This is a genomic window from Methylopila sp. Yamaguchi, assembly GCF_002897035.1.
Taxonomy (GTDB): domain Bacteria; phylum Pseudomonadota; class Alphaproteobacteria; order Rhizobiales; family Methylopilaceae; genus Methylopila.
This window is the reverse complement of record NZ_BAUX01000007.1, coordinates 168738-190375: the sequence shown is the minus strand read 5'-3', so window position 1 is coordinate 190375 and position 21638 is coordinate 168738. Positions and strand designations below refer to the sequence as shown.

At 69.1% G+C, this 21638-nt stretch carries 20 protein-coding genes; 9 read left to right on the top strand and 11 right to left on the bottom strand.

Annotated features, from left to right (window positions below):
* Nucleotides 1-94 precede the first annotated feature (94 nt).
* Nucleotides 95-706 (top strand): PepSY domain-containing protein, encoded by a 612-nt coding sequence (locus tag METY_RS10380; protein WP_103121307.1) that lies wholly within the window; start codon nt 95-97, stop codon nt 704-706.
* Between the two features lie 21 nt (nt 707-727).
* Here METY_RS10380 and METY_RS10375 read toward each other — a convergent pair whose 3' ends face one another.
* The 8 genes from METY_RS10375 to METY_RS10340 all read right to left on the bottom strand — a co-directional run bounded on the left by METY_RS10375 (nt 728) and on the right by METY_RS10340 (nt 8020).
* Complete coding sequence (locus METY_RS10375; RefSeq protein ID WP_103121306.1) at nt 728-1513, bottom strand: IclR family transcriptional regulator; 786 nt, start codon at nt 1511-1513, stop codon at nt 728-730.
* A gap of 10 nt (nt 1514-1523) precedes the next feature.
* Nucleotides 1524-2264: an SDR family NAD(P)-dependent oxidoreductase gene (locus tag METY_RS10370; protein WP_103121305.1), complete on the bottom strand. Its 741-nt coding sequence runs from the start codon at nt 2262-2264 to the stop codon at nt 1524-1526.
* Complete coding sequence (locus METY_RS10365) at nt 2261-3592, bottom strand: MFS transporter (protein WP_244593597.1); 1332 nt, start codon at nt 3590-3592, stop codon at nt 2261-2263. The genes METY_RS10370 and METY_RS10365 overlap by 4 nt, the downstream gene beginning before the upstream one ends.
* A 224-nt stretch (nt 3593-3816) precedes the next feature.
* Nucleotides 3817-4371, bottom strand: coding sequence for a 2,4'-dihydroxyacetophenone dioxygenase family protein (locus METY_RS10360; protein ID WP_103121304.1), 555 nt, complete (start codon nt 4369-4371; stop codon nt 3817-3819).
* A gap of 113 nt (nt 4372-4484) precedes the next feature.
* Nucleotides 4485-5429 carry a PDR/VanB family oxidoreductase gene (locus tag METY_RS10355; RefSeq protein WP_103121303.1) on the bottom strand — a complete coding sequence of 315 codons (945 nt, stop codon included), beginning with the start codon at nt 5427-5429 and terminating at the stop codon, nt 4485-4487.
* Nucleotides 5426-6043: an MOSC domain-containing protein gene (locus METY_RS10350; protein WP_103121302.1), complete on the bottom strand. Its 618-nt coding sequence runs from the start codon at nt 6041-6043 to the stop codon at nt 5426-5428. The genes METY_RS10355 and METY_RS10350 overlap by 4 nt, the downstream gene beginning before the upstream one ends.
* A 123-nt stretch (nt 6044-6166) precedes the next feature.
* Nucleotides 6167-7492, bottom strand: coding sequence for an MFS transporter (locus METY_RS10345; protein ID WP_103121357.1), 1326 nt, complete (start codon nt 7490-7492; stop codon nt 6167-6169).
* A 174-nt stretch (nt 7493-7666) separates the two neighbouring features.
* Nucleotides 7667-8020: a RidA family protein gene (locus METY_RS10340; protein ID WP_103121356.1), complete on the bottom strand. Its 354-nt coding sequence runs from the start codon at nt 8018-8020 to the stop codon at nt 7667-7669.
* Between the two features lie 499 nt (nt 8021-8519).
* Between METY_RS10340 and METY_RS10335 the strand changes: the two genes are divergently transcribed.
* Together METY_RS10335 and METY_RS10330 are read left to right on the top strand one after the other, a co-directional pair.
* Nucleotides 8520-9086, top strand: coding sequence for a helix-turn-helix domain-containing protein (locus METY_RS10335; RefSeq protein WP_200819650.1), 567 nt, complete (start codon nt 8520-8522; stop codon nt 9084-9086).
* Between the two features lie 337 nt (nt 9087-9423).
* On the top strand, nt 9424-10176 hold the full coding sequence (locus METY_RS10330) for a spermidine synthase (protein ID WP_103121301.1): 753 nt from the start codon (nt 9424-9426) through the stop codon (nt 10174-10176).
* A gap of 28 nt (nt 10177-10204) precedes the next feature.
* Here METY_RS10330 and METY_RS10325 read toward each other — a convergent pair whose 3' ends face one another.
* Nucleotides 10205-10954: an SDR family NAD(P)-dependent oxidoreductase gene (locus METY_RS10325; RefSeq protein WP_103121300.1), complete on the bottom strand. Its 750-nt coding sequence runs from the start codon at nt 10952-10954 to the stop codon at nt 10205-10207.
* 126 nt (nt 10955-11080) lie between these two features.
* Between METY_RS10325 and METY_RS10320 the strand changes: the two genes are divergently transcribed.
* Nucleotides 11081-11671 (top strand): TetR/AcrR family transcriptional regulator, encoded by a 591-nt coding sequence (locus tag METY_RS10320; RefSeq protein ID WP_103121299.1) that lies wholly within the window; start codon nt 11081-11083, stop codon nt 11669-11671.
* Nucleotides 11672-11738: 67 nt separating this feature from the next.
* Here METY_RS10320 and METY_RS10315 read toward each other — a convergent pair whose 3' ends face one another.
* Nucleotides 11739-13868 carry a molybdopterin-containing oxidoreductase family protein gene (locus tag METY_RS10315; RefSeq protein ID WP_103121298.1) on the bottom strand — a complete coding sequence of 710 codons (2130 nt, stop codon included), beginning with the start codon at nt 13866-13868 and terminating at the stop codon, nt 11739-11741.
* 256 nt (nt 13869-14124) lie between these two features.
* Between METY_RS10315 and pdxR the strand changes: the two genes are divergently transcribed.
* Nucleotides 14125-15636 carry a MocR-like pyridoxine biosynthesis transcription factor PdxR gene (pdxR, locus tag METY_RS10310; RefSeq protein WP_160147341.1) on the top strand — a complete coding sequence of 504 codons (1512 nt, stop codon included), beginning with the start codon at nt 14125-14127 and terminating at the stop codon, nt 15634-15636.
* Between the two features lie 13 nt (nt 15637-15649).
* Here pdxR and METY_RS10305 read toward each other — a convergent pair whose 3' ends face one another.
* Nucleotides 15650-16594: a LysR family transcriptional regulator gene (locus tag METY_RS10305; RefSeq protein ID WP_103121296.1), complete on the bottom strand. Its 945-nt coding sequence runs from the start codon at nt 16592-16594 to the stop codon at nt 15650-15652.
* 285 nt (nt 16595-16879) lie between these two features.
* Here METY_RS10305 and METY_RS10300 point away from each other — a divergent pair, with 285 nt between their 5' ends.
* The 4 genes from METY_RS10300 (at nt 16880) to METY_RS10285 (ending at nt 21616) form a co-directional block, all read left to right on the top strand.
* On the top strand, nt 16880-18076 hold the full coding sequence (locus METY_RS10300) for an ABC transporter substrate-binding protein (protein ID WP_103121295.1): 1197 nt from the start codon (nt 16880-16882) through the stop codon (nt 18074-18076).
* Between the two features lie 140 nt (nt 18077-18216).
* Nucleotides 18217-19092: a branched-chain amino acid ABC transporter permease gene (locus tag METY_RS10295; protein WP_103121294.1), complete on the top strand. Its 876-nt coding sequence runs from the start codon at nt 18217-18219 to the stop codon at nt 19090-19092.
* Nucleotides 19089-20885: a branched-chain amino acid ABC transporter ATP-binding protein/permease gene (locus tag METY_RS10290; RefSeq protein WP_103121293.1), complete on the top strand. Its 1797-nt coding sequence runs from the start codon at nt 19089-19091 to the stop codon at nt 20883-20885. The genes METY_RS10295 and METY_RS10290 overlap by 4 nt, the downstream gene beginning before the upstream one ends.
* Nucleotides 20882-21616 (top strand): ABC transporter ATP-binding protein, encoded by a 735-nt coding sequence (locus METY_RS10285; protein ID WP_103121292.1) that lies wholly within the window; start codon nt 20882-20884, stop codon nt 21614-21616. The genes METY_RS10290 and METY_RS10285 overlap by 4 nt, the downstream gene beginning before the upstream one ends.
* Nucleotides 21617-21638 lie beyond the last annotated feature (22 nt).

Sequence of the window (21638 nt, the reverse complement as noted above, 5' to 3'; positions counted from 1 at the left end):
GGGTCTTCACACGTCGCGGCCACATAGGGCGACGCGGAGGCGTCGGTAACCGGCGGGCGACACGAGGTCACGCAGGCCGGGGCTTAGTCGCGGCATGGAACAACCCCGTCCGCCGGCGGTTGGCAAGGCGGACGAAGCCCAGCACCCCAAGAGCCCGATGAACCATCCCCAGCGCTACCTCCGTCGCCTCGCCATCTGCGCGAGCGTGCTTCTTGTCCCGACTGCAGGTCTGGCGCAGAGCCCGGGTCCGAGCCGCGTTCAGGGCGCGCCGTCCGGAAATGTGGACGTGCGCTTCAAGCTTCCGCACGCCATCGAGATCGCGGAGCGGGAGGGGCGCGGCAAGGCGATCAGCGCCGTCTTCACGCCCTTCGCATCAGGCGGCGGCGCGCTCGAAGCGACGGTGATGCGGCCGGACAAGACGGTCGTGAAGTACCGTGTGGACGCCAACAACGGCGCCGTGGTCAACGTCTCCGAGCAGGCGATCGAAAGCTACGTCTCCTCGATCGATCCCGCGGCGCTGGCCGGCGTGAGACTTTCGATGGTCCAGGCTGTTGCGGCCGTGGAAGGGCAGGCGGGCGCAGGCGCCGTCGTCGGCGCGGAAGTGGAGAGCAAGGACGGCGGCCTCGCCTATCAGGTCAGCGTCTTGAAGGGCGGCGAGACCAAAACCTTTAGCGTCACGCCGGACGGAAAGGTCGCCGCGGACTGAGGATGCGGATGGCGCGAGGCCTCAGGCGATCTCGTTCGCGATCTTCCGGACGCAGTCGAGGAGCGCGGCGACGATCGGCTGCGGGGGCTGCTCTTCGAAGCGGTACCGCGGCAGGCTGACGCTGATGCAGCCGACCGGGCGGCCGTCGCGCCCGACGATGGCGGCGCCGTAGCAGCAGATGTCGAGTTCGTTTTCCTGCAGGTCGAGCGAATAGCCGCGCGCCCGCGTCGCATCGACATCGGCCATCAGGGCGGCGCGGTCGGTGAAGGTGCGGGCGGTCCGGGCCGCCAGCGTCAGCCGCGCCGCGGCGCGCTCTTCGGCCGGCAGCGCCGCGAGCCACGCCTTGCCGACCGAGCTCGAATGGAGCGCGACGCGGGTTCCGATCCGCGACGCCATCCGCACGTTGCGGTGGGACTCCAGCTTGTCGATGTAGACCATCTCGGAGCCGCTCGGGATCGCGAGGTGGATGGTCTCGTCCAGCGCGTCGCGCAGGGCGACCAGATGCTCTTGGGCGGCGCGGCGCAGGTCTGAGCGGTCCCAGCTTCGGAACGCCAGGCTGATCAGCCGGGGCCCGAGCGCGAGCCGGCCGGTGCGGGGCTCCTCGATCGCGAGGCCCTCGGCCACCAGGGCGGCGACGATGCGGTGCGCGGTCGGGCGGGGAAAGCCGGTCTGCCGGGCGAGGGAGGCCACGGTCAGCTCGCCCGGCGCGTCCGCGATCGCCTGCACCGCCCGCATGAACTTGCCGAAGGCGGCGGCGCCGGGCACCTCGGTCCGGTCGTGCGGGGCGGGCGGCGGCGCGGTCTCCATGTCTGCTGTCTTAAGCGGTGAGGTAGCCGCCATCCACCGGCAGAATGACGCCGGTGACGAAGGCGGCGGCGGGGCTCGCGAGAAACACGACCCCCTCCGCCACGTCGGAGGGAGCGCCCCACCGGCCGAGCGGCGTGCGGGCGAGGATCGCGCCGGCGCGGGCCGGATCGTCCTGCAGCGCCTGCGTCAACGGGGTCGCGATCCAGCCGGGCGCGACCGCGTTCACGCGGATTCCGTCGGGGGCGTAGGCGATCGCGAGCGACTTGGTCAGCTGCGCCACGCCGCCCTTGCTGGCGCTGTAGGCCGGGGCGAGACCGGCCCCAAAGAAGCTCAGCATCGACGCCATGTTGACGATCGCGCCGCGGCTTGCCGCGAGCCGCGACCGGGCCAGCGCGCAGAACCGCATCGTCCCCGTCAAATTGATCGCGATCACCTGCTCGAACACCTCCGGATCGTGCTCGGCCGCGCGGCGGATCACGCCGGCGCAGTTGACCAGCACGTCGAGCCGGTCGAGCCCTTCGACGAAGTCCGCGACGCCCGCGGCGTCGGTGACGTCGAGCTCCCGCGCCGTCAGGTCCAGGCCGGGGCTCGCCGCGACCGCGCTCGCGCCGAAGCCGACGACGCGGACGCTCGCGCCGAGGGCGGCCAGAGCTTCCGCGACGCCGAGGCCGATGCCGGACGTGCCGCCCGTGACGACGACGACCTTCCCGGCGAACAGGTCCGGCGCCCAGGCGCTCCGCGGCGCGGTCACGCCGACGCCTCCGCGGAGGAGACGCCGGGCAGAGGCTTCCGTACCAGCACGAGGTAGGCCACGGCCGCGACGCCCGCGACGACGGCGCTCGCCAGCAGGGCGTTGACGTAGCTGTCGGTGGTTTGCACGATCCAGCCGGTGATCACCGGCGCGAACGAGCCGGCGAAGTACCCGCCGAAGTTCTGGATGCTCCCGAGCGACGCCACCTGCCGCTGGGGCGAGATCACGCTCACCATCATCCAGCAGGCCGCGCTCGCCATGTTGATGAAGAACATCGCGAAGCACAGGAACACGACCGCCATGGCGACGCTCGGCGTGAAGGCCGCGGGCACGGTGAAGGCGGCGCCGCCGAGCAGGCCGACGCAGACGGGCCACTTGCGGCTCGCGATCAGGCCTGCGCCGGCCCGGTAGAGCCGGTCGGCGATCTGTCCGGCGCAGAGCATTCCGAGCGTGCCGAACAGGTAGGGGATCGCCACCACCCAGCCGGTGCGCGCCACCGACAGGCCGCGCTCGTGCTCAAGGTAGCTCGGCAGCCAAGTGAGGTAGAGCCACACCATGTAGATCACGCCCATGAACCCGAGGATCATGCCCCAGGTGGTGGCGTATCCGAACAGGCCGCGCCACTCCCGGAACGTCAGCGAGCGGTTGACGCCGCCGATGTCCACGCCCTCTTCGAGATGCGCAGTCTCTTCGCGGGTGAGGTCCACCTCGGCGCGATTGCGGTAGAGCAGATACCAGCCGACGGCGACGATGACGCCCACCAGGCCGGTGATGATGAACATCCAGCGCCAGCCGAAGGCGAGCATCAGCGCGGTCAGCACCGGCGGCGCGATGCAGGGACCGATCGTTGAGGCGCCGACGAAGATGCCGGTCGGCGTGCCGCGGTCGCGCACGTTGAACCACTCGCTCACCACCTTCGCGCCCGCCGGGAACTGGGGCGCCTCGCCGACGCCCAGGACGGCGCGGGCGACCAGGAACTGGTGGAAGCTGCCGACGAGGCCGCACGCGATCTGCGCGAGCGACCAGAAGAACATGCCGGCTCCCAGCATGATGCGGGAGCCGAAGCGGTCGAGCAGCGCGCCGATCGGCAATTGCGCGAAGGCGTAGGACAGCGAGAAGGCCGACAGCAGCAGGCCCATTTCGGTGGGCGTCAGGCCCATTTCCTCGCGGATCGCGGTGTTCGCGATCGAGAGCGAACTGCGGTCGAGGTAATTGATGATGCCAGCGACCGTCAGGAACGCCACGGCGATCCACTGGATGCGGACGAGCCGCGAGGTCTTTCCGGCAGGCGACGCGTAGCCCGCGGACGAGATCGTGCCGTCGGTCATGTCGGCGTTTCCTCAAGTTCTTGTTGATTGAAGGCGGCCGTCAGCAGGTCGCCTGGAGGTGTTCGGCCGCCGGAACCGTCACGCCGGCGTGCCGGCGGCGCCCCGCGAGGTCGACCGCCTGAGAGGCGCGGGGGTGTCGTCCGTTGCTCGGGCGATGGACGCCGCGTCGATCGCGACGCGGTCAGCCGTGGCCGGCGACGTCGCAGGCCGCAAGGAAGGTCGTTTCACCGGATGAACTGGTCGACGTAGTCCGCGCCAAGTCCGATCTCGCCATAGTGCTTCCGGCAGAGCTCGATCTTGGTGAAGACGTCCTCGTAGCCGGTGGTCGCGCCCCAGGGATCGACGTAGTTCATCGAGCCGGTGACCTGAAACAGCGTGATCATCTCTTCGACGCCCTCGTCGACCACCAGCGTGTGGGTCTCTCCCGGCGGCTCGAACACGTAGCCGCCTTCGGTCGCCTCCCAGTCATGCTCGAGGTAGCGCCAGCGGCCTTTCAGAACGAAGCCGTGGACGGGTCCGGGATGGCGGTGGCGGCTGAGCACGCCCGACTTGCGGACGCGCAGCAGATTGACCCAGTAGCCCTGCGAGCGATTGAGGCAGAGCGGGCGGAACCAGACGCTCGGGCCCTGAGGCACCCAGATTCGCTCGTCGTCCGGGATGGCGCTCGGCACCACAAGGTCCGGGATCATGCCGAGCGGCTGCGGCTTCTGGAACGGCATCCGCCGCAACGTTTCCGGGTCGATCGGATCCGACGCGACGGCGGCGTTGGGATTGGTCATGCGCGGCTCATTGTTCACAATGTGGACATTTAGTCCATTTTGTGGATACTTTGCGAGCCTCGTTTGGTTGTCAATTGCTTCGTTTCACGGCGCAGTCCTGCGTCGTACGCAGGCTAAAGGTCGAGCGTGACCGAGACGCGCGCGCGCGACACGCAGGGCGCGATCCTGTCCTGACGGTCCGCGACGGAGATCACCGCGTCGCGATGGATCACCACGCCGTCCTTGTATCCACAGACGCAGGACCCACAGACGCCGAGCTCGCAGGAGGACGGCATCGTCACCCCGTGGTCGCGCAGCACCTCGAGCAGGGAACGGTCGGCGGGGACGTGCAGCGTCGCGCCTGTCGAGGCGAGTTTCGCGTCGAACGGCTCCGGTTTGAAGTTTTCATCAAGCGTCGCCTGGAAGGCTTCCGCGTGGACGGAGGTCTCGGGCCAGCCCAGGGCGGCCGCCGCGTCCCGCACAGCGTCGAGCAGCCGTCGCGGGCCGCAGACATAGAGGCAGGCGCCCTCCGAATAGGGGCCGACGGCGCGCGGATCGAAGCGGCGGCCCTCGGCCGAGAACCATGTCGACAGCCGGTCCCCGCAGGCTGCGGACAACTCCGCGAGCAGCGGCGCCTCGGAGGCGCTCCGCGCGCAGAAGTGCACGGCGACGTCGGCGCCTTCGGCCGCGAGGCGGCGGGCCATGGGGAGCCCCGGCGTCACGCCGATGCCGCCGAGCACGAACACATGGCGCGCAGCCTGGCGGATCGGAAAATTGTTGCGGGGCGCCGAGACGTGCGCGACCGCGCCCTCGACCAGCGCGTCGTGGGCCCAGCGTGACGCTCCCCGTCCGGCGTCCTCGCGCTTGATCGCGATCTGGTACGTCCGCCGGTCCCCAGGGTCGCCGCACAGCGAGTACTGCCGGATCCGGCCGTCGGGGAGGCGGAGGTCGACGTGCGCGCCCGGCTCCCAGGCCGGCAGCTCGGGGCGGCTGGCATGGACGAGCGTGAGATGCAGAACCTGCTGGGTCGCGAGCCGCGCGGCCTCGACCCGAAGCTTCATGACGACACGCGCCGTCATGCGCCGTCGTCGTCCAGCAGCTCGATCGCGTCGCCGGGGCGGATCACGCCGCCGCGCTCGATCCCGCAGTTGAGGCCCGAGCGGTTGTAGAGCGGCAGGTAGACCGGCAGCCCCAGCAACTCTTCCAGGTACTTGCAGGGAAAGTTGAGCCGGCCGCCGCGCAGGATCACGTCGCCCACCCGAAACCTGCGGCCGACGAGGTGATTGAGCGGGACCCCGCGGACGGTGAGGTTCCGCCGGTGGTCGCCGGGCGCGAGGGCGATCGCGCCGCCCTGAAGCGGCGGGTCGTTGCGCGCGAGCGCGTCGAGCGCCTCCTGCTCGATCAGCGTCACCTCGCGGGTGTCGGGCTTCGGCGAATAGGTGCCGGTCCCCTCGTAGTAGCGGTCGCCGACGATCCCGCGGCCGGCCACGCATTCGGCCTCCGCGAGCTCCTCCATCTCGAAACTCGCTTCCGGCGCCACATGGATGTGCAGCAGCACGCCCTTGAAGCCGGACGCGCCTCCGGGGACCTGGCGGGCGATCGATCCGGCCGCATGCGCGAAGGCCTCGACCATCGCCGGCCCGGGCACCGCGGAGCCTGCGTCCGGCGGCGCGCTGTGGTGACTGTCGTTCATGATGGATGTCCTTCGTAGACCGTCGTTCGGTCCTTGGTCTCGGGCGCCCAGCTTCCGAGGATGCAAGGGCGCCGCTTATCGTCGAAGCGCGGCCGCGCGCGATCGCGCCGGCCGCGTGGGGCCTCAGTCGATCTTCGCGCCCGCGGTTTCTGGCGCGCGCAGCGTGGCCGTCAACGTGATCAGCGCGAGCGCGATCAGGTAGAGGGAGATCGGCCAGGTGGCGCCGCTCCAGGCGAGGAGCGCGGCGGCGATCATCGGCGTGAAGCCGCCGCTGAGCGCCGCGCCGACCTGGAAGCCGAGCGAGGCCCCGGTGTAGCGCAGCCGCGCGTCGAACAACTCGGACATCCACGCCGCGCCGATCGCGAACATCACGCCCTGGCCCAGGCTCAGCGCGACCGCCACCGTGAGCATGATGATGGTGGGGTCGCCGGTGTTCAGAAGGCTGAACATCGGGAAGGCGAAGACGATCGAGAACAGGCAGGCGAAGACGAACATCGGCTTCCGCCCGTAGCGATCGGCCAGCATGCCGAACAGCGGCAGGGTGAAGAGTTCGATGATCGCCGCGATCAGGATGCCGTTCAGGATGACGCTGCGCGGCAGGCCGAGCTTTGACGTGACGTAGGAGATCGAGAACACCGTGACGATGCTGACATAGGCGATCTCGGAGACCTTCAGGCCCACCGCCATGGCGAAGGTGCGGGTGTGCTGGGTGAGGATCTCCACGATCGGCATCTTCGCGACGACGTTCTGCTCCTTCACGCGCCGGAAGGCCGGGGACTCGTGCAGTCGAAGGCGGATGAACAGGCCGACGACCACGAGGAGGGCGCTGGCGAGGAACGGGATGCGCCAGCCCCAGGACAGGAAGTCCTCGTCGGACATGAGGCCCGTCATCCGGAACGCGCCGATCGACGTGATCACGCCGAGCGGATAGCCGAGCTGCACCAACGCGCCGTAGAAGCCGCGCTTCCGGTCTGGGACGCTCTCGACGACCATCAGCACCGCCCCGCCCCATTCGCCGCCAATGCCGAGCCCCTGCACGAGGCGCAGAACCACCAGCAGGATGGGCGCCCAGATGCCGATCTGCTCGTAGGTCGGCAGGCAGCCGATCAGGAAGGTGCCGACGCCCATGATCAGGAGGGTCAGCGAGAGCATCGCCTTGCGGCCGAGCTTGTCGCCGAAGTGGCCGAAGACCACGCCGCCGAGCGGGCGCGCCGCGAAGCCGACGGCGTAGGAGCCGAAGGCGGCGATGGTGCCCACCACCGGGTCGAAGCTCGGGAAGAACAGCTTGTTGAAGACGAGCGCGGCCGCCGTTCCGTAGATCAGGAAGTCGTACCATTCGACGGTCGTGCCGATGACGCTCGACCAGACGATCTTGCGCCGCTCGGCGTCGGGAAGCTTTTCTCCGGCGGAGGCCGCCGTCACCTGTGAGATGTCCGCCGCAACTGTCATCATGACCCCCATTGGGTTGTGGAGACGTCGTTCGATTGCAGGCTGTCGGATCGGCCGGTCCGCGCTCCTTGCGCCCCGCTCATGGGGGCGTCAGGCCGCAGGGGATCGGCGCCGCCCGGTCGATCGGCCGGGAGGCCAAAGCCGCGCGACGCGCGGGTGACGCTTCGAAAAAGATCAGTCGGCGGGCAGGGCCGCGATGCAGCCGACTTCGACCTTGATGGCCGGATCGGCGAGGCGGCTTTCGACGCAGGCCCGCGCCGGGGCGGCGCCGGGCGCGACCCAGCCGTCCCACACGCTGTTGAAAGCCCCGAAATCGCCGATCGCCGGAAGCCAGACCATGGCGCTCAGGATGCGGCTCTTGTCGGTCCCGGCCTCGGCGAGGATGGCGTCGATCTTGCCGAGCACCTGCCGGGTCTGATCCAGGACGTCGACGCTCAGATCGTCCGGCACCTGACCGGAGACATAGACGAGGCCGCCATGGACGGTCGCGGCGGAGAGGCGGGGTCCGCTCCCGATGCGGCGGATCACGGACGGCGCTTTCGGTCGGCGGGCGCCATGCCGGCGGCCGATCGAAGAGGCCGGAGTCGGGCGGTATGAAGTCTGCTTAAGCTGGACGGCGCCGTCGCCGCCGTGGAGGTCGCGCCGGTTCGGTCGCGACGATGGATTGAGCGCGCCATGCTGCTCTCCCTTGGATGCGGCCGGCCATCGCGGGCCGCACAGGGAGCGAACCATGTTTACTGACAGAAATCAAAAGGCCCTCGGTCCGTCATTCTGTTGGTTCTGCGCAGGCCTTAGGCGCCGCCTGTGACACCCGCGGCCATGGCGCCGCCTTCTTCTTCATTTCGCGGATTTCGGGCGCGTTTGGCGCCTGAAAAAACCGCATCAAAAATTACGCGCCGTGTGTTTTCTGTCGGAGCGCGTTGTCGGGGTAGGAATGAGGCCGGACGGAGCGCCGCAGGCTCCGCTTGAAATCGCCGACGTGCTACGGACGTCGTCCGAGCCGATGGGGACGACGATCGGAGGATTGGTGCTGCAAACGGCCGAAAGCGACCGCCTGGGTCCAAATCTGCGTGCGCTGCGGCAGGAGAGAGGGCTCACCCTCGATCGGCTCGCCGGCATGAGCGAGCTGACGCGAGGGTATCTTTCGCTGGTGGAGCGAGGGCTGAAGACGCCCTCGATCACGGCCCTGCTGCGGGTCGCGAGAGCCCTCGAGGTCAACATCGCCCAGCTGTTCGACCTCAACGCCGCGCCCAACGTCCGCTACACGCTCCAGCGCGCGAGCGACCATGGGCCGGCGGACCGCAGCTTCGGCCTCACGCCGCTCGCGCCGGGCCGGGCGAGCAAGATGATGGAGCCCTTCCTCATGCGCCCCGCCCATTCCCCCGGCGCGATTGGGGGACCACGTTGGGCGCATGGCGGCGAAGAGATGATCTTCGTGGTCTCAGGACGGGTCGCGGTGAAGCTCGGCGGCGAGGAGATCCTGATGGCCAGGGGCGATTGCCTCTACTTCTCCGGCGAAGAACGGCACGAAGTTCGCAGCCTGGGCGAGACGCAGGCCGAAGTGCTCGTCGTGATCGCCGCCGCGGCGGGCTAGCGCTTGAATCGTCAGGCAGGGCGGATCGCGCCTCGCCGGCGTCGGATCGGAGCTTTGATCTTCGGCCTGTTTGCACTTCGGATCCGGCCTCGAACCTTCGCGCGTCATGCCCCGGTTTATCCGGGGCATCCAGGCCATTCGGCGCAAGGCGAGAGACGATCTTGTCTGGATTCCCCGGATAAACCGGGGAATGACGAGCGTCTCGCCCTTCGTATTCGAATGTCCAGACGGGCTTGCAGGTCTCGGCGCGGTTTGACGGCGCACGGTCTTCGAACCTAATCGAAGGGGCGCGACGACGAGCGCGGCGGGCCGCGCGCGCCGAACCCAAGAGGCTGCCATGATCCCCTGGATCCATCTGGACACGGCGCAGGTGCCTGGCGGCGGCGGCGAATTGAAGCTCGCTCGGCGCGGCGACGAGTTTTCGATCCGCATCGGCCAGATCGAGCTGATGAACAGCCGCCTCAGCGGCTCGGAGAAGGCGCTGGCGACGCTCGCCTGCGAGCGCATCAGGGACCGGGCGCGGCCACGCGTGCTGATCGGCGGGCTCGGGATGGGCTTCACCCTCGGCGCGGCGCTGGGCGCGCTGCCGCCCGGGGCGTCGGTCGTCGTGGCGGAGCTGGTTCCGGCGGTCATCGCCTGGGCGCGCGGGCCGATGTCGGAGATCTTCGGGACGAGCCTGAGCGATCCCCGGGTGACGATCGTGCAGGACGACGTCGCCGCGGTGATGCGCGGGGACCGGGGCGGCTACGACGCGATCCTGCTCGACGTCGACAACGGACCGGAGGCCCTGACGCACGCCTCGAACGACGGCCTCTATGGTCCCGAAGGGCTGGGCGACGCCCGCGCGGCCTTGAAGGGGGGCGGCGTGCTGGCGGTGTGGTCGCAGGGGCCGGACAAGTCGTTCGGCGCGCGGTTGTTCAAATCGGGCTTCAAGGTCGAGGAGCACCGCGTGCGCGCGCACCGCGCCGGCAAGGGGAGCCGTCATGTGATCTGGCTGGGGACGAAGGCCCAGGCCGGCCCTTCCGGCGCGGGAAAGCCGAAGCCCCGCGCCAGGTCGCCGCGCGCCGCGGCGCGGCCGTCTGCGTTCTAGGCGGCCGCGCGCGTCTGCGGACGCTCGATCAGATTTGGGCCAGGCCGCCGTCGACGAACAGCTCGGCGCCGTTCACGAAGCTCGAGGCGTCCGAGGCCAGGAAAACCGCGACCTTGCCCGTCTCGTCCGGATCGCCCACCCGGCCGAGCGGGATCAGCGAAGCGAAATGGTCAAGCAGGGCCTGCTCCTGACCTTTCTCCGCGATTCCGAGCAACGCGGGCGTCACGATCGGCCCGGGGCTGAGCACGTTGACGCGAATGTTCCGGCCCTTGAGATCGAGCACCCAGCTCCGCACGAAATTGCGGACCGCCGCCTTCGTCGCGCTGTAGACGCTGAACGCCTCGGTTCCCATGATCGACGTGGTCGAGCCGGTGACGATGATCGAACCGCCCGTCTCCATCAGCGGCAGCGCCTTCTGGACCGAGAACAGAACGCCCTTCACGTTGATGGCGAAGGTCCGGTCGTAATGCTCCTCGGTGATCTCGCCGAGCTTCATCAAGCTGCCGCCGCCGGCGTTGGCGACCAGGACGTCGATGCGGCCGTGCCGCTTCCCGACCTCCTCATAAAGAGCGTCGAGGTCGGCGAGGACGGAGACGTCGGCGCGGACCGCGGAGGCCTTGGAGCCGAGTTCGGCGACGGCAGCGTCGAGCTCGGCCTGGCGCCGTCCCGTGATGACCACCGACGCGCCCTCCGCCAGGAAGCGCTTGGCGATCCCAAAACCAATACCGGTGCTGCCTCCGGTGACGACGGCGATTTTGCCTTCGAGTGCGTTCGACATGGAGGGATCCTCTGAAGTCGGCTATCAAGTTGGAAATAATATACCGTGCGGTACGATACCGACCGTTATGGTTTGCCGCGTGGGCCGTCAAGCGTAAGATAACGGGCGTTACAGAAAGCGGGATCGATGGGCCGCCGCCGCGTGTTCGACACTGAGAAGGCGCTGGACGCCGCGCTGGGCGTCTTCTGGGCGAAGGGCTTCGAGGGCGCGTCCTACGCCGACCTCACCGCGGCGACGGGCGTGGCGCGGCCCGGCCTCTACGCCGCGTTCGGCAACAAGGAGGAGATGTTCCTCAAGGCGCTCGACCGTTACGACCAGATTTTCATGGGGTTCTTCCCGGCGGCTCTCCGGGAGGCGCGCTCGGTCGACGTCGCGAGGCGGGCTCTGCGCGGCGCCGCGGAGGTCCATACGGGGGCCTGCACCCCTGCGGGTTGCCTCGGGATCAACGGGGCGCTCGCCTGTTCGGACGACGCGGAATCGATCCGCGTCCGGCTGGCGGACCGTAGGCGCGGCGCCGAGGCCGTTCTGGCGGAGCGGTTCGTCCGCGCGAAGGACGACGGCGATCTGCGGGACGACGCCGATCCGGCTGCGCTGGCGCGGTTCGTGATGACCCTTTCGCAGGGCATGTCGGTCCAGGCCAAGGCGGGCGCCACCCGCGAGCAGCTTCTCGAGGTCGTTGAACTGGCGCTCGCCGGCTGGCCGTCGGAGACGCGCTAGCCTTTCGGCGGTCTGAACCCCGAAGGGGCGCGGGGGCGACGCGACCGGCGCGCCGCCCCCGCGATCGTCAGTTCGAGAGCGAGACTTCGACGAGATTGTCGGAGAACGTCGGCGAATGCCCCATGTCGCCGAACTTGTGCGACGAGATCGAGTTCACCGTGCCGTCGTTCAGCTGGCGCCAATAGCCGAGCGTCGCCACCACGATCCCCGACGTCACGTCGTCGGTGACGCGCGCCACGCCCTTGAAGGCGCCGCGGTCGTTGGCGACCGTGACCCGGGCGCCCTCGATGATGCCGCGCGCCTGGGCGTCCGCGGGGCTGATCATGACGAACTGCTCGCCCTGGACGTGCTGCTTGTCCGCCATGTTGGCGTAGCAGGAGTTCAGGAAGGCATGGCTCTTCGGGCTCACGATGTTGAGCGGGAAGCGCTTCGCGAGTTCGGGATCGGCGGTCGCGCTCTCGCGAGCCCCGACGTAGTCCGGCAGCGGGTCCAGGTCCTCGCCGGGCTGGAAGTCGAGATACATCTGGCGGAACGGCGGGGCCACGAAGTTCTTGGCGCCCTCGACCTTGAATTCGCATTTGCCCGAAGGCGTCGGAAAGTTGCCCTCCCTATGCGGCGCCCGGTCGTCCGGTGTGCCCACCTTCAGCCGCGCGAAGCCGTGCTTGCGCAGATAGTCGAGGTCGACGCCGTCGCAGGCCGGCGACGACCAGTCGACGTAGTGTTCGAGGCACTCGCTGTCCGACCACTTGAAGTTGTCTTCCTCGAAGCCGAGCCGGGCCGCCAGACGCCGGAAGATCTCGTTGTTTGGAATGGCCTCGCCAGGACTCTCGGCGCACTTGGTGTTGTAGGTCAGGTAGAGGTGGCCCCAGGAGAGGATCATGTCCTCCATCTCGGCGCCCATCGACGCTGGCAGCAGGATGTCGGCGTAAGACGCGGTGTCCGAGATGAAGTGCTCGGCGGAGACCAGGAACAGGTCCTCGCGCATCAAGCCCTCGACGATCTTGTCGGTCTCGGGCGCCTGGGTGACGGGGTTCGAATTCCAGCACATCAGCGACATGATCGGCGGGCCGTCCGACAGGCCCTCGCCCAGCAGCGCCCGGCCGATGTGGAGGTTCGAGACCACGCGGGTGCCTTCCGGGATCAGGTCCGGCCGGCAGATCACGTCGAACTTGTACGGGTGCTCCCAGACCGGGAACTGCGTGACGCCGCCGCCAACGTGGCGCCACGCGCCGGTGAGCGCCGGGATCGAGGTCACCGCGCGGATGGTCTGCCCGCCGCCGTAGTGCCGTTCGAGCGCGACGCCCATGCGGATCGCCGCCGGCTGGGCGGTGGCGAGCTCAAACGCGAGCTTGCGAATGTCGTCCGCCGGAACGCCCGTGATCCCCGCAGCCCACTCCGGCGTGCGGGAGGCCGCGCGCTCTTTCAACTCGTCGTAGCCGAGCGTGTGGTTGTCGACATAGTCCTGGTCGACCCGCCCCTGCGCGATGATCGAATTGATCAGCGCCATGGCGAGCGCGCCGTCGGTGCCGGGCTTCGGGGCGATGTGCCAGTCCGCGGCCTTGGCGGTGCGCGAGGCGTAGCTGTCGATCACCACGACCTTGGCGCCGCGCTTCTGCGCCTCCTTCACGATCGCCCAGTGGTGCAGGTTGGTGCTGATCGAGTTGCACGCCCAGATCACGATGTACTTCGAGTGGATGTAGCTCTCGGGATCGAGGCCCGCGGTCGGGCCCACGGTCATGAGCCAGGCGGTGCAGGAGCCCTCGCCGCAGAAGGTGCGCTCCATGACCGTCGCGCCGAGCCTGTTGAAGAAGGCGTCGCCGCCATTGAGCCCGTGAATAAGGCCCTGGTTGCCGAGGTAGCTGTAAGGCGCGATCGCCTGCGGGCCGTGCTCGTCGATGATGGCCTTCCAGCGCGAGACGATCGTGTCGAGGGCCTCGTCCCATGTGATGCGCTCGAACTGCTTCGAGCCCTTCGGGCCGACCCGCTTCATCGGGTAGAGCAGGCGGTCAGGATGATAGTGGCGCTCTTCGTAGTTCTTGAGCTTCACGCAGAGCGTGCCGCGGGTCATCGGGTGCTCGGGATTGCCGGTGACGCCAAGCAGCTTCCCGTCCGCCACCTCGAAGATCATCGAGCAGGTGTCCGGACAATCGTGCGGACAGCCCCCGTAAAACGTCAGCGACTTCACGTGGTCGTTCATGCCTGTCCCTCCAGCGCCGGCGGTCGCGCCTTCCGCGCGGGCGCTGGCGCAGCCCCCGTCGCATGACGCTTTGAGACTAGAACAGCTCGAATAGTTGGACGGCGAAAGGACCAAGCGCGTCCGATTGGATGGCGCCAAGCGGGCTCCGAGGGGGCTTTGGGGTCGTCCATTGGCGCCATGGACAAGGCCGCCCTTGGCTTTCACAGTCGGCGGCTCAGGGGGCCGTCGATGGCGCCAACGGTCGGGCGGATCGCACGTGGAACTGACGCTCGCGCTGGACCACGGCTCCAGCAGATCCTTGCAGGCTCAGATCTGCGAGCAGGTGCGCGCGCTGATCCTGGACGGTCGGCTTCGCGCTGGGATGGCGCTCCCGCCAAGCCGGCTGCTTGCCGAGCGGTTCGGCATCTCGCGCAACACCGCGCTGATCGCCTACGAGCGGCTGATTTCGGAAGGCTATGCCGAGGCGCGCGGGACGGCGGGCGTCTTCGTCACCTCGATTCCGCCGGACGCGCTGATCCTGATCCGGAACGCGCAGCGGGCCGAGCCCAATGGGCCGCCGCCGGAGGCGTCGAGCGAGCCGCTGCTCTGCTTCGCCGGTTCGCCCGGCGGCGGCGGCGATCGCCCTGCGCTCGACTTCTGGGTCGGCCGCTCGGACGTCGCGTCGTTCCCGCTGAAGACGTGGCGCCGCATCGTCAACCGGCTGCTGAGCGACGGCGGCGGCTATCTCACCGACTACTGCGATCCCGCGGGCCTCCCGGAGCTGCGCCGGGCGATCGCCGACCATCTCGGTCGGGCGCGCGGGATGAGGGTGACCGAGGACCAGATCGTCGTCACGGCCGGGGGTCAGGAGGCGCTCAACCTCGTCCTGAACCTGCTGCAGGCCCACACTCGGCAGCTGTGCATCGAGAACCCCTGCTATCTCGGCGCCTCGATGCTCTTCGGCAGCACGTCGCTGGCGATCCACCCGATCCCGGTGGACGAGGAGGGCGTCCAGACCGATCGGCTGCCGGCGGCGCGGGGCAGCCTCCTCTACGTCACGCCGTCGCACCAGTTTCCGACGGGCGTGCTGATGACCTTGGCGCGGCGCCTGGCGCTCCTGCGGTGGGCGGAGGAGACCGACAGCTTCATCATCGAGGACGATTACGACAGCGACTTCCGCTACGACGGCCCGCCGCTGACGTCGCTCGCCGGCCTCGACCGCAGCCGGCGCGTGTTCTACGTCGGGACGTTCTCGAAGTCGGTCGGCGCGGGGCTGCGCGTCGGCTTCGCGGCGACGCCGCGGCTGATGTGGGACGACGCCCGGCTCCTGAAGGCGCGGATGAGCAACGGCCAGTCCTGGCTCGAGCAGGCGGCGCTCGCCGTCTTCATCAACGAAGGGCACTTCGACCGCCACCTGCGCCGGCTTCGCCAGGTGTACAAGTCCCGACGCGACGCCCTCGTCGCCGCGCTGAACGAGCAGTTCGACGCCCCGACGATCTCGGGCGCCGACAGCGGCCTCCATCTGGCGTGGCGCCTGCCGCGGGGCTTTCCGAGCGCGCGCGAGGTCCAGGTCATGGCGCGGGAGGCGGGCGTCGGCGCCTATGCGCTTTCGAGCGGCGCGGCGTTCGACTTCAACGGCGAGGCGGCGGAGGACACCCTGGTGCTCGGATACTCCTCACTCGACGAACGCCAGATCGCCACGGCGGTCTCGAAGCTCCGGTCCGTGCTGTCGCCAGGAGCAGGTTCCGCGCACGACGAGGCGCCCAGCCGCAGCGCGGCCGGCCGCTGAACCGCCTGAGCGCTCATTTCGCAGCCAAGCGCTCGGCGCTTGTCAGGCGCGCCTTCCAGACCCCGCTTTTCACCAGATCGGCGATCACGTCCGCCATCAGGCGCGCGGTGAGGTCGGCGCCGCGCATGTTCAGGGTGCGCTTCGACACGACGACGGACAGCCGCCAGGACGGCGTGGGTCGGACGATGCGGACCGTCTCCAGTTCGCCGCGGGCGAGTTCGTCGGCGAAGGCGAAGTTCGGCATCACGGCGAAGAAGCCCGCGCTCACCACCATCTTGGCGATCGCCGGCAGGCTGTCGCAGTCGATAGCGCGCGGCGTCACCTCGTGCCGCGCCGCGAGCTGCTCGATGACGGTGCGCAGCACGTTGGGCCTCCCCGGCAGCACCAGCGGCAGCTCGAACAGCCTCTCAAACGGAATCGACTCCTGCTGCAGGATCGGGTGTCCGGCGGGAGCGAACAGCATGAGGTCCTCGACCATCATCTCGGTCCAGGCGACGTTCTCGAACGCCTTGTGGTCGTACAGCAGGGCGACGTCGAGGCGTCCGGCCTGGATCAGCTCATCGAGATAGCCGCTCATGGCCTCGACCACATGCAGGCTGATCTTCGGCAGACGCTCGGCCGCCGCCTGGTAGAGCGGGAGCGCCAGGCCGCGCGCCGCCGAGGTCGGCAGGCCGACCGAAATCCGGCCGCTCGGGCTCTCGGCCAGCGAACGCAGGTCGTCCTTGGCGCGGTCCGCCTCTTCGAGGATCCGGCGCGCGCGATCCCAAAACCGCTGGCCGAGTTCGGTGGGTGTGACGCCCCGCGCGTGGCGCACCAGGAGGTCGACGCCGAGCTCCTCCTCGAGGTTGCGGATCTGCTGGCTGAGCGAGGGTTGGGCGACCCTCAGCACCTCCGCCGCGCGCGAGATGTTGCCGATCTCGGCCACCTGGACGAAGTACCGAAGCTGCCGGAGATCCATCGACGACCGCCTCTCCTTGTCTGGACCGCTTAAACTTTCGGCGCGCCCACCGCTGGCTCATGCGTATCACATATGCCTGAAGATGACAAATATACTTATATAAAACAGTGGTTTGATCCTGAAACGTGATCCTCGCAGACTGCTTAGATTTTAAGCCATAGATTAATCCTATGCCGAGGATTGGAAATCGATCTTTGAATGTCAGCTGGCGGTCCGGGAACCTCGGCCCGTACGCAAGGAAGAGCTTCCGGCCGGGAGGCTCTCGCGAGGGCGGAGCACACGGACATGCGCAGGACCACCGTTTCACGCGCCTACGGCCTTGGCCTGGCGGCGGCCGTCGCGCTGACGCCCGCCATGGCGCTCGCGCAGAAGGCGCCCTGCATCGGCAACTCGGTCGCCACCACGGGTCCCGCCGCCTTCGGAGGCGCGGCGATCAAGATGGGCGCCGAGACTGCGATCGAGGAGATCAACGCCAAGGGCGGCGTGCTGGGCCAGCCGCTCAAGCTGATCCAGTACGACGACGCCGGCGCGCCCCCGCGCGGCATCGACAACACCCGCCGCATCGCCCTGGCGGACAAGTGCGTCGCGATCCTCGGCGGCTACCACTCGACGGTCTCGGTGGCGCAGGCCGAACCGGTGAACACGATCGGCATTCCCTTCGTCGGCGTGCTCGCCGCCAACACCAAGGCGATCGAGAACGGGCGGTCGCCGAACTTCATGTTCCGCGTGTCCGCCAAGGACAAATGGGTCGCGCGCTTCCTCGTCGAAAAGGCGGCGGCGCAGTCCAAGACCGGCAAGATCGCGTTCTTCTACGAGAACACCGGCTGGGGCAACGGCGCGCTGCCGGATGTCCAGGCGGCGATGAAGGCCGCCGGCAAGGAGCTGGTCGCCACTGAGACCTTCAACTGGAACGACCAGGACATGACGCCCCAGGCGATCCGCGCCCGCGACGCCGGCGCCGACGTCGTGCTGTTCTGGGCGCTCGATCGCGAAGGCAACCAGATCGTCCGCTCGATGGACAAGGTGGGCTACAAGCCCACGATCATCGGCGCCTGGGGCATCGCCGGCAACCTCGGCGAGCTCGCCGGCCCGCTCGCGAACGGCGTCCAGGTCGTCCAGACCTACACCTTCATGGGCGACATGGACCCGAAGAAGAAGGCGCTCTGGGACAAGATCTCCGCGAAGTACGGCCTGAAGGATCCGTCGGAGGTGAAGATGGCGTCCGGCGTCGGCAACGCCTACGACGCGGTCTACATCATCGCGCAGGCGATCGAGAAGGCCGGCGCCTACGACTGGGCGAAGGTGCGTGAAGCGCTCTACCAGGTGAAGCTCGACGGCCTGGTCGCGACCTACGACCCGGCGTTCGACGCCTCCGATCCGGAGCGCCAGGACGCCATCCTGCCCAAGTACTACAAGCTGACCGCCTGGCAGGACGGCAAGCTGCTGCCGATCGAGCAGACGCCCTACGGCAAAACCAACTGAGACGCGCGGGCGGCGGCGACGCCGCCCTCTCCGTACGGCTTCGGACCTGACGCTCCCCCGCGTCCGGACCGCACGGACGCGAGTGGCTCCGCTCCCGGCGCCGCTCGCCTCTCCGCCGCAGATCAGGCAACCGACGGCCCATGACCACAATCCTGCAGTACACGCTCTCGGGACTCGCCATCGGCGGCGTCTACGCCCTCGTCGCGCTCGGCTTTCACATCATGTGGTCGACGGCGAAGGCGGTGAACTTCGCCCATGGCGACACGCTGATGATCGGCGCGGTGCTCGCCGTGATGGGCGTCGACGCCGGGATGCCGGTCTGGCTCGCCTGCGGGCTCTCGATCCTCGCCGGCGGCGCCTTCGGCGTCGCGCTCGAGCGGATCGCGGTGCGGCCGTTCACTGCGGAGGCCAACTCGATCGGGTGGATGCTCTCCACCATCGCGATCGGCATCATGGCGGAAAGCCTCGCCACCATGCAGTTCGGCGGCTTTTCGCGCGCCCTTCACTCGCCCGGCGTGGACCGCCCGCTCAACGTGTTCGGCGCCGGCGTCTACGCGCAGGAGCTTCTGATCCCGGCTGTCGCGGTCGCGCTCACCCTCGGTCTCGGGCTGATGCAGAAGCGCACGCTGATCGGCCGCGCCATGCGGGCCGTCGCCCATGACAAGCGCGCCGCCGCCCTGATGGGGGTCAACGTCGGCCGCATCGTCGCGATCTCCTTCGGGCTCTCCGCGCTGCTGGGCGCCGGGGCCGGCGTGTTGGTCGCCCCGGTCATCCAGGCCTCCGCCACCATGGGCGTGCTGCTCGGCCTCAAAGGCTTCGCGGTCGCGATCATCGGCGGCATCACCAGCGCGCCCGGCGTGCTCGTCGCCGGCCTCCTCTTCGGGGTGCTGGAGAAGTTCGTCGAGGGGTACATCTCGACCGCCGCCCGGGAGATCGTCGCCTTCAGCGTGATGATCGCGGTGCTGCTCGTTTTCCCGCAGGGCCTGTTCGGCAAGCGCGAGACGGTGAAGGTATGAGCCGGCTCCACGCCCTCGGGTTCCTCGCCCTCGCGGCCCTGCTCGTCGCCGTGCCGCTGACGGCGGACAACGAGTACGAACTGCGGCTGTTCATGCTGTTCCTGATCTACGGCCTGATCGCCGTGGGCCTGAACGTGCTGGTGGGGCTCACGGGCCTCGTCTCGCTCGGCCAGGCCGGCGTGTTCGCGCTCGGCTCCTACGCCGGCGCGATCCTCGCGGTGCGGCTCGGCGCCGACCTGATCACCGCGTCCCTCGGGGCCGCCGCGATCGCGGCCATCTTCGGCGTCGCCCTCGCCTATCCCACGGTCCGGGTGCGCGGCGTCTATCTCGCCGTCGTCACCATCGCCTTCGGCATCATCGTCGAGAACGTCGCGATCGAGTGGAGCGCGCTCACCGGCGGCACCACGGGGCTTTCGGGCATCCCGACGCCCAACGTGTTCGGTTACGAGCTCTCGGGCTACGGCTTCTACGGCGTGCTGGCCGCGACGCTGCTGCTCGCGACGCTCGCCGCCCACAACCTCAAGGACTCCCGCTACGGCCGAGCCATGCTGGCGGTGTCGCAGAGCGAGATCGCGGCGCGCTCGCTCGGGATCGACGCCACCGCCATGCGCATCCTCGCCTTTGTGGCGGCCGCGGTGACGGCCGGCGTGGCGGGCGCGTTCTACAGCTTCCTCAACGCCTACATCTCGCCCGACATCTTCACCTTCTCCGACAGCGTGCGCTTCCTGCTGATGGTGATCCTCGGCGGCGCGGCGACGACCTTCGGCCCGGTGCTCGGCGCCTTCGTGCTGACCTACCTGCCGGAGTACCTGCAGGACTTCCAGCTCTGGCAGAAGTTCGCCTATGGCGCGCTGCTGCTCACCGTCATGTTCGTGCTGCCGCGCGGCGTGCTGGGAACGGCCGGTTTCGTGCTGAAGCGGCTGAGGCCCCCTGCGCGCGGCCTGTCCGCGGCGGATATGGAGATGGCTAGGGTCGGGTTGCCGGCGGCCGCCCGCGGCGCGACCGCGGAACTGGTGACGCAGGGCCTGACGGTCCGCTTCGGCGGCCTGACGGCCCTCTCGGCCGCGAACTTACGGGTGAAGGGCGGCGAGATCCACGCGCTGATCGGCCCGAACGGCGCCGGCAAGTCCACCTTCGTCAACGCGATCTCGGGCGTCTACCAGCCCAGCGAAGGCGCCTTCGGCATCGACGGCGAAGACCTGACAGGCAAGCGCCAGCACCAGATCGCGCGCCTCGGCCTCTCCCGCACCTTCCAGAACACCGAGCTGTTCGGCGACCTCACCGTGCTGGAGAACGTGCTGGTCGGAGGTCAGTCGCGGCTGTCCTACGGTCTCGCGGACGCGCTGCTGCGGACGCCGCGGCGCCGGCGCGAGGAGCGCGACCTGCGGGCCGCCGCAGTCGGCCTGCTCGCCTTCGTCGACCTCACCGACCACGCCAAAGAGGCCGCGCGGCATCTGCCCTTCGGCCTCCAGCGCCGGCTCGAGATCGCCCGCGCGCTCGCCGCCCGCCCGCGCCTGCTGCTGCTGGACGAGCCCGCCGCCGGCCTCACCACCCAGGAGATCGGCTCGCTCGCCGACATGATCCGCAAGGTCGCCGCGGCGGGCGTCTCGGTGCTGCTGATCGAGCACCACGTCGACCTGATCATGGCGGTGGCCGACACCGTCACCGTCCTCGACTACGGCCAGGTGATCGCGAGCGACCGCCCCGGCGTCGTGCAGAACGACCCGCGGGTGATCGAGGCCTATTTCGGCTCCCCCGTCGCCCACGGCGACTTCGCGGAGGTCCCGGCATGAGCGCGAACGACGTCCTGCTCGAGATCCGCAACCTCGAGATCCGCTACGGCGCGGCGGTCGCGGTGCGCGACGTGTCGATGACCGTGAAGCGCGGCCAGCTGGTCGCGGTGATCGGGGCCAACGGCGCCGGCAAGTCCTCGCTGGTGCGCGGGGCCACTGGCCTTGTGCGCCCAAGCGGCGGCGAGGTGCTGTTCCGCGGCGAGGACACGACCAAGCTTACCGCCGACGCCAAGGTCCGCCGCGGCCTTGTGATGGCGCCCGAGGGGCGGCTGCTGTTCCCCGACCAGACGGTCGACGACAACCTGATCCTCGGCGCCTACGTCCACGGCGGCCTGAAGAGCGCCCTCGCGCGGGAGACGCGCGAGCGGGTGCTGGAGATGTTTCCGCGCCTGCGGGAGCGGCTCGGCCAGCTCGCGGGCAGCATGTCCGGCGGCGAGCAGCAGATGCTCGCCATCGCCCGCGGCCTGATGGCCGAGCCGGAGCTGTTCATCATCGACGAGCTGTCGCTCGGCCTCGCCCCGAAGATCGTCGACCAACTCATCGGCGTGCTGCGGGAGCTCAACCGGCAGGGCCTCACGATCCTGCTCGTGGAGCAGCTCGCGGCGCATGCGCTCAGCATCGCCGACCACGCCTACGTCATCTCCAACGGCGTCGTCGCGAAGGACGGCCCGTCCGCGGCTCTCGCCCGCGACCCGGAGGTGATGGCCGCCTTCCTCGGCAAGGCGCACTAGCGCCGCCGCGATCGAACACCAC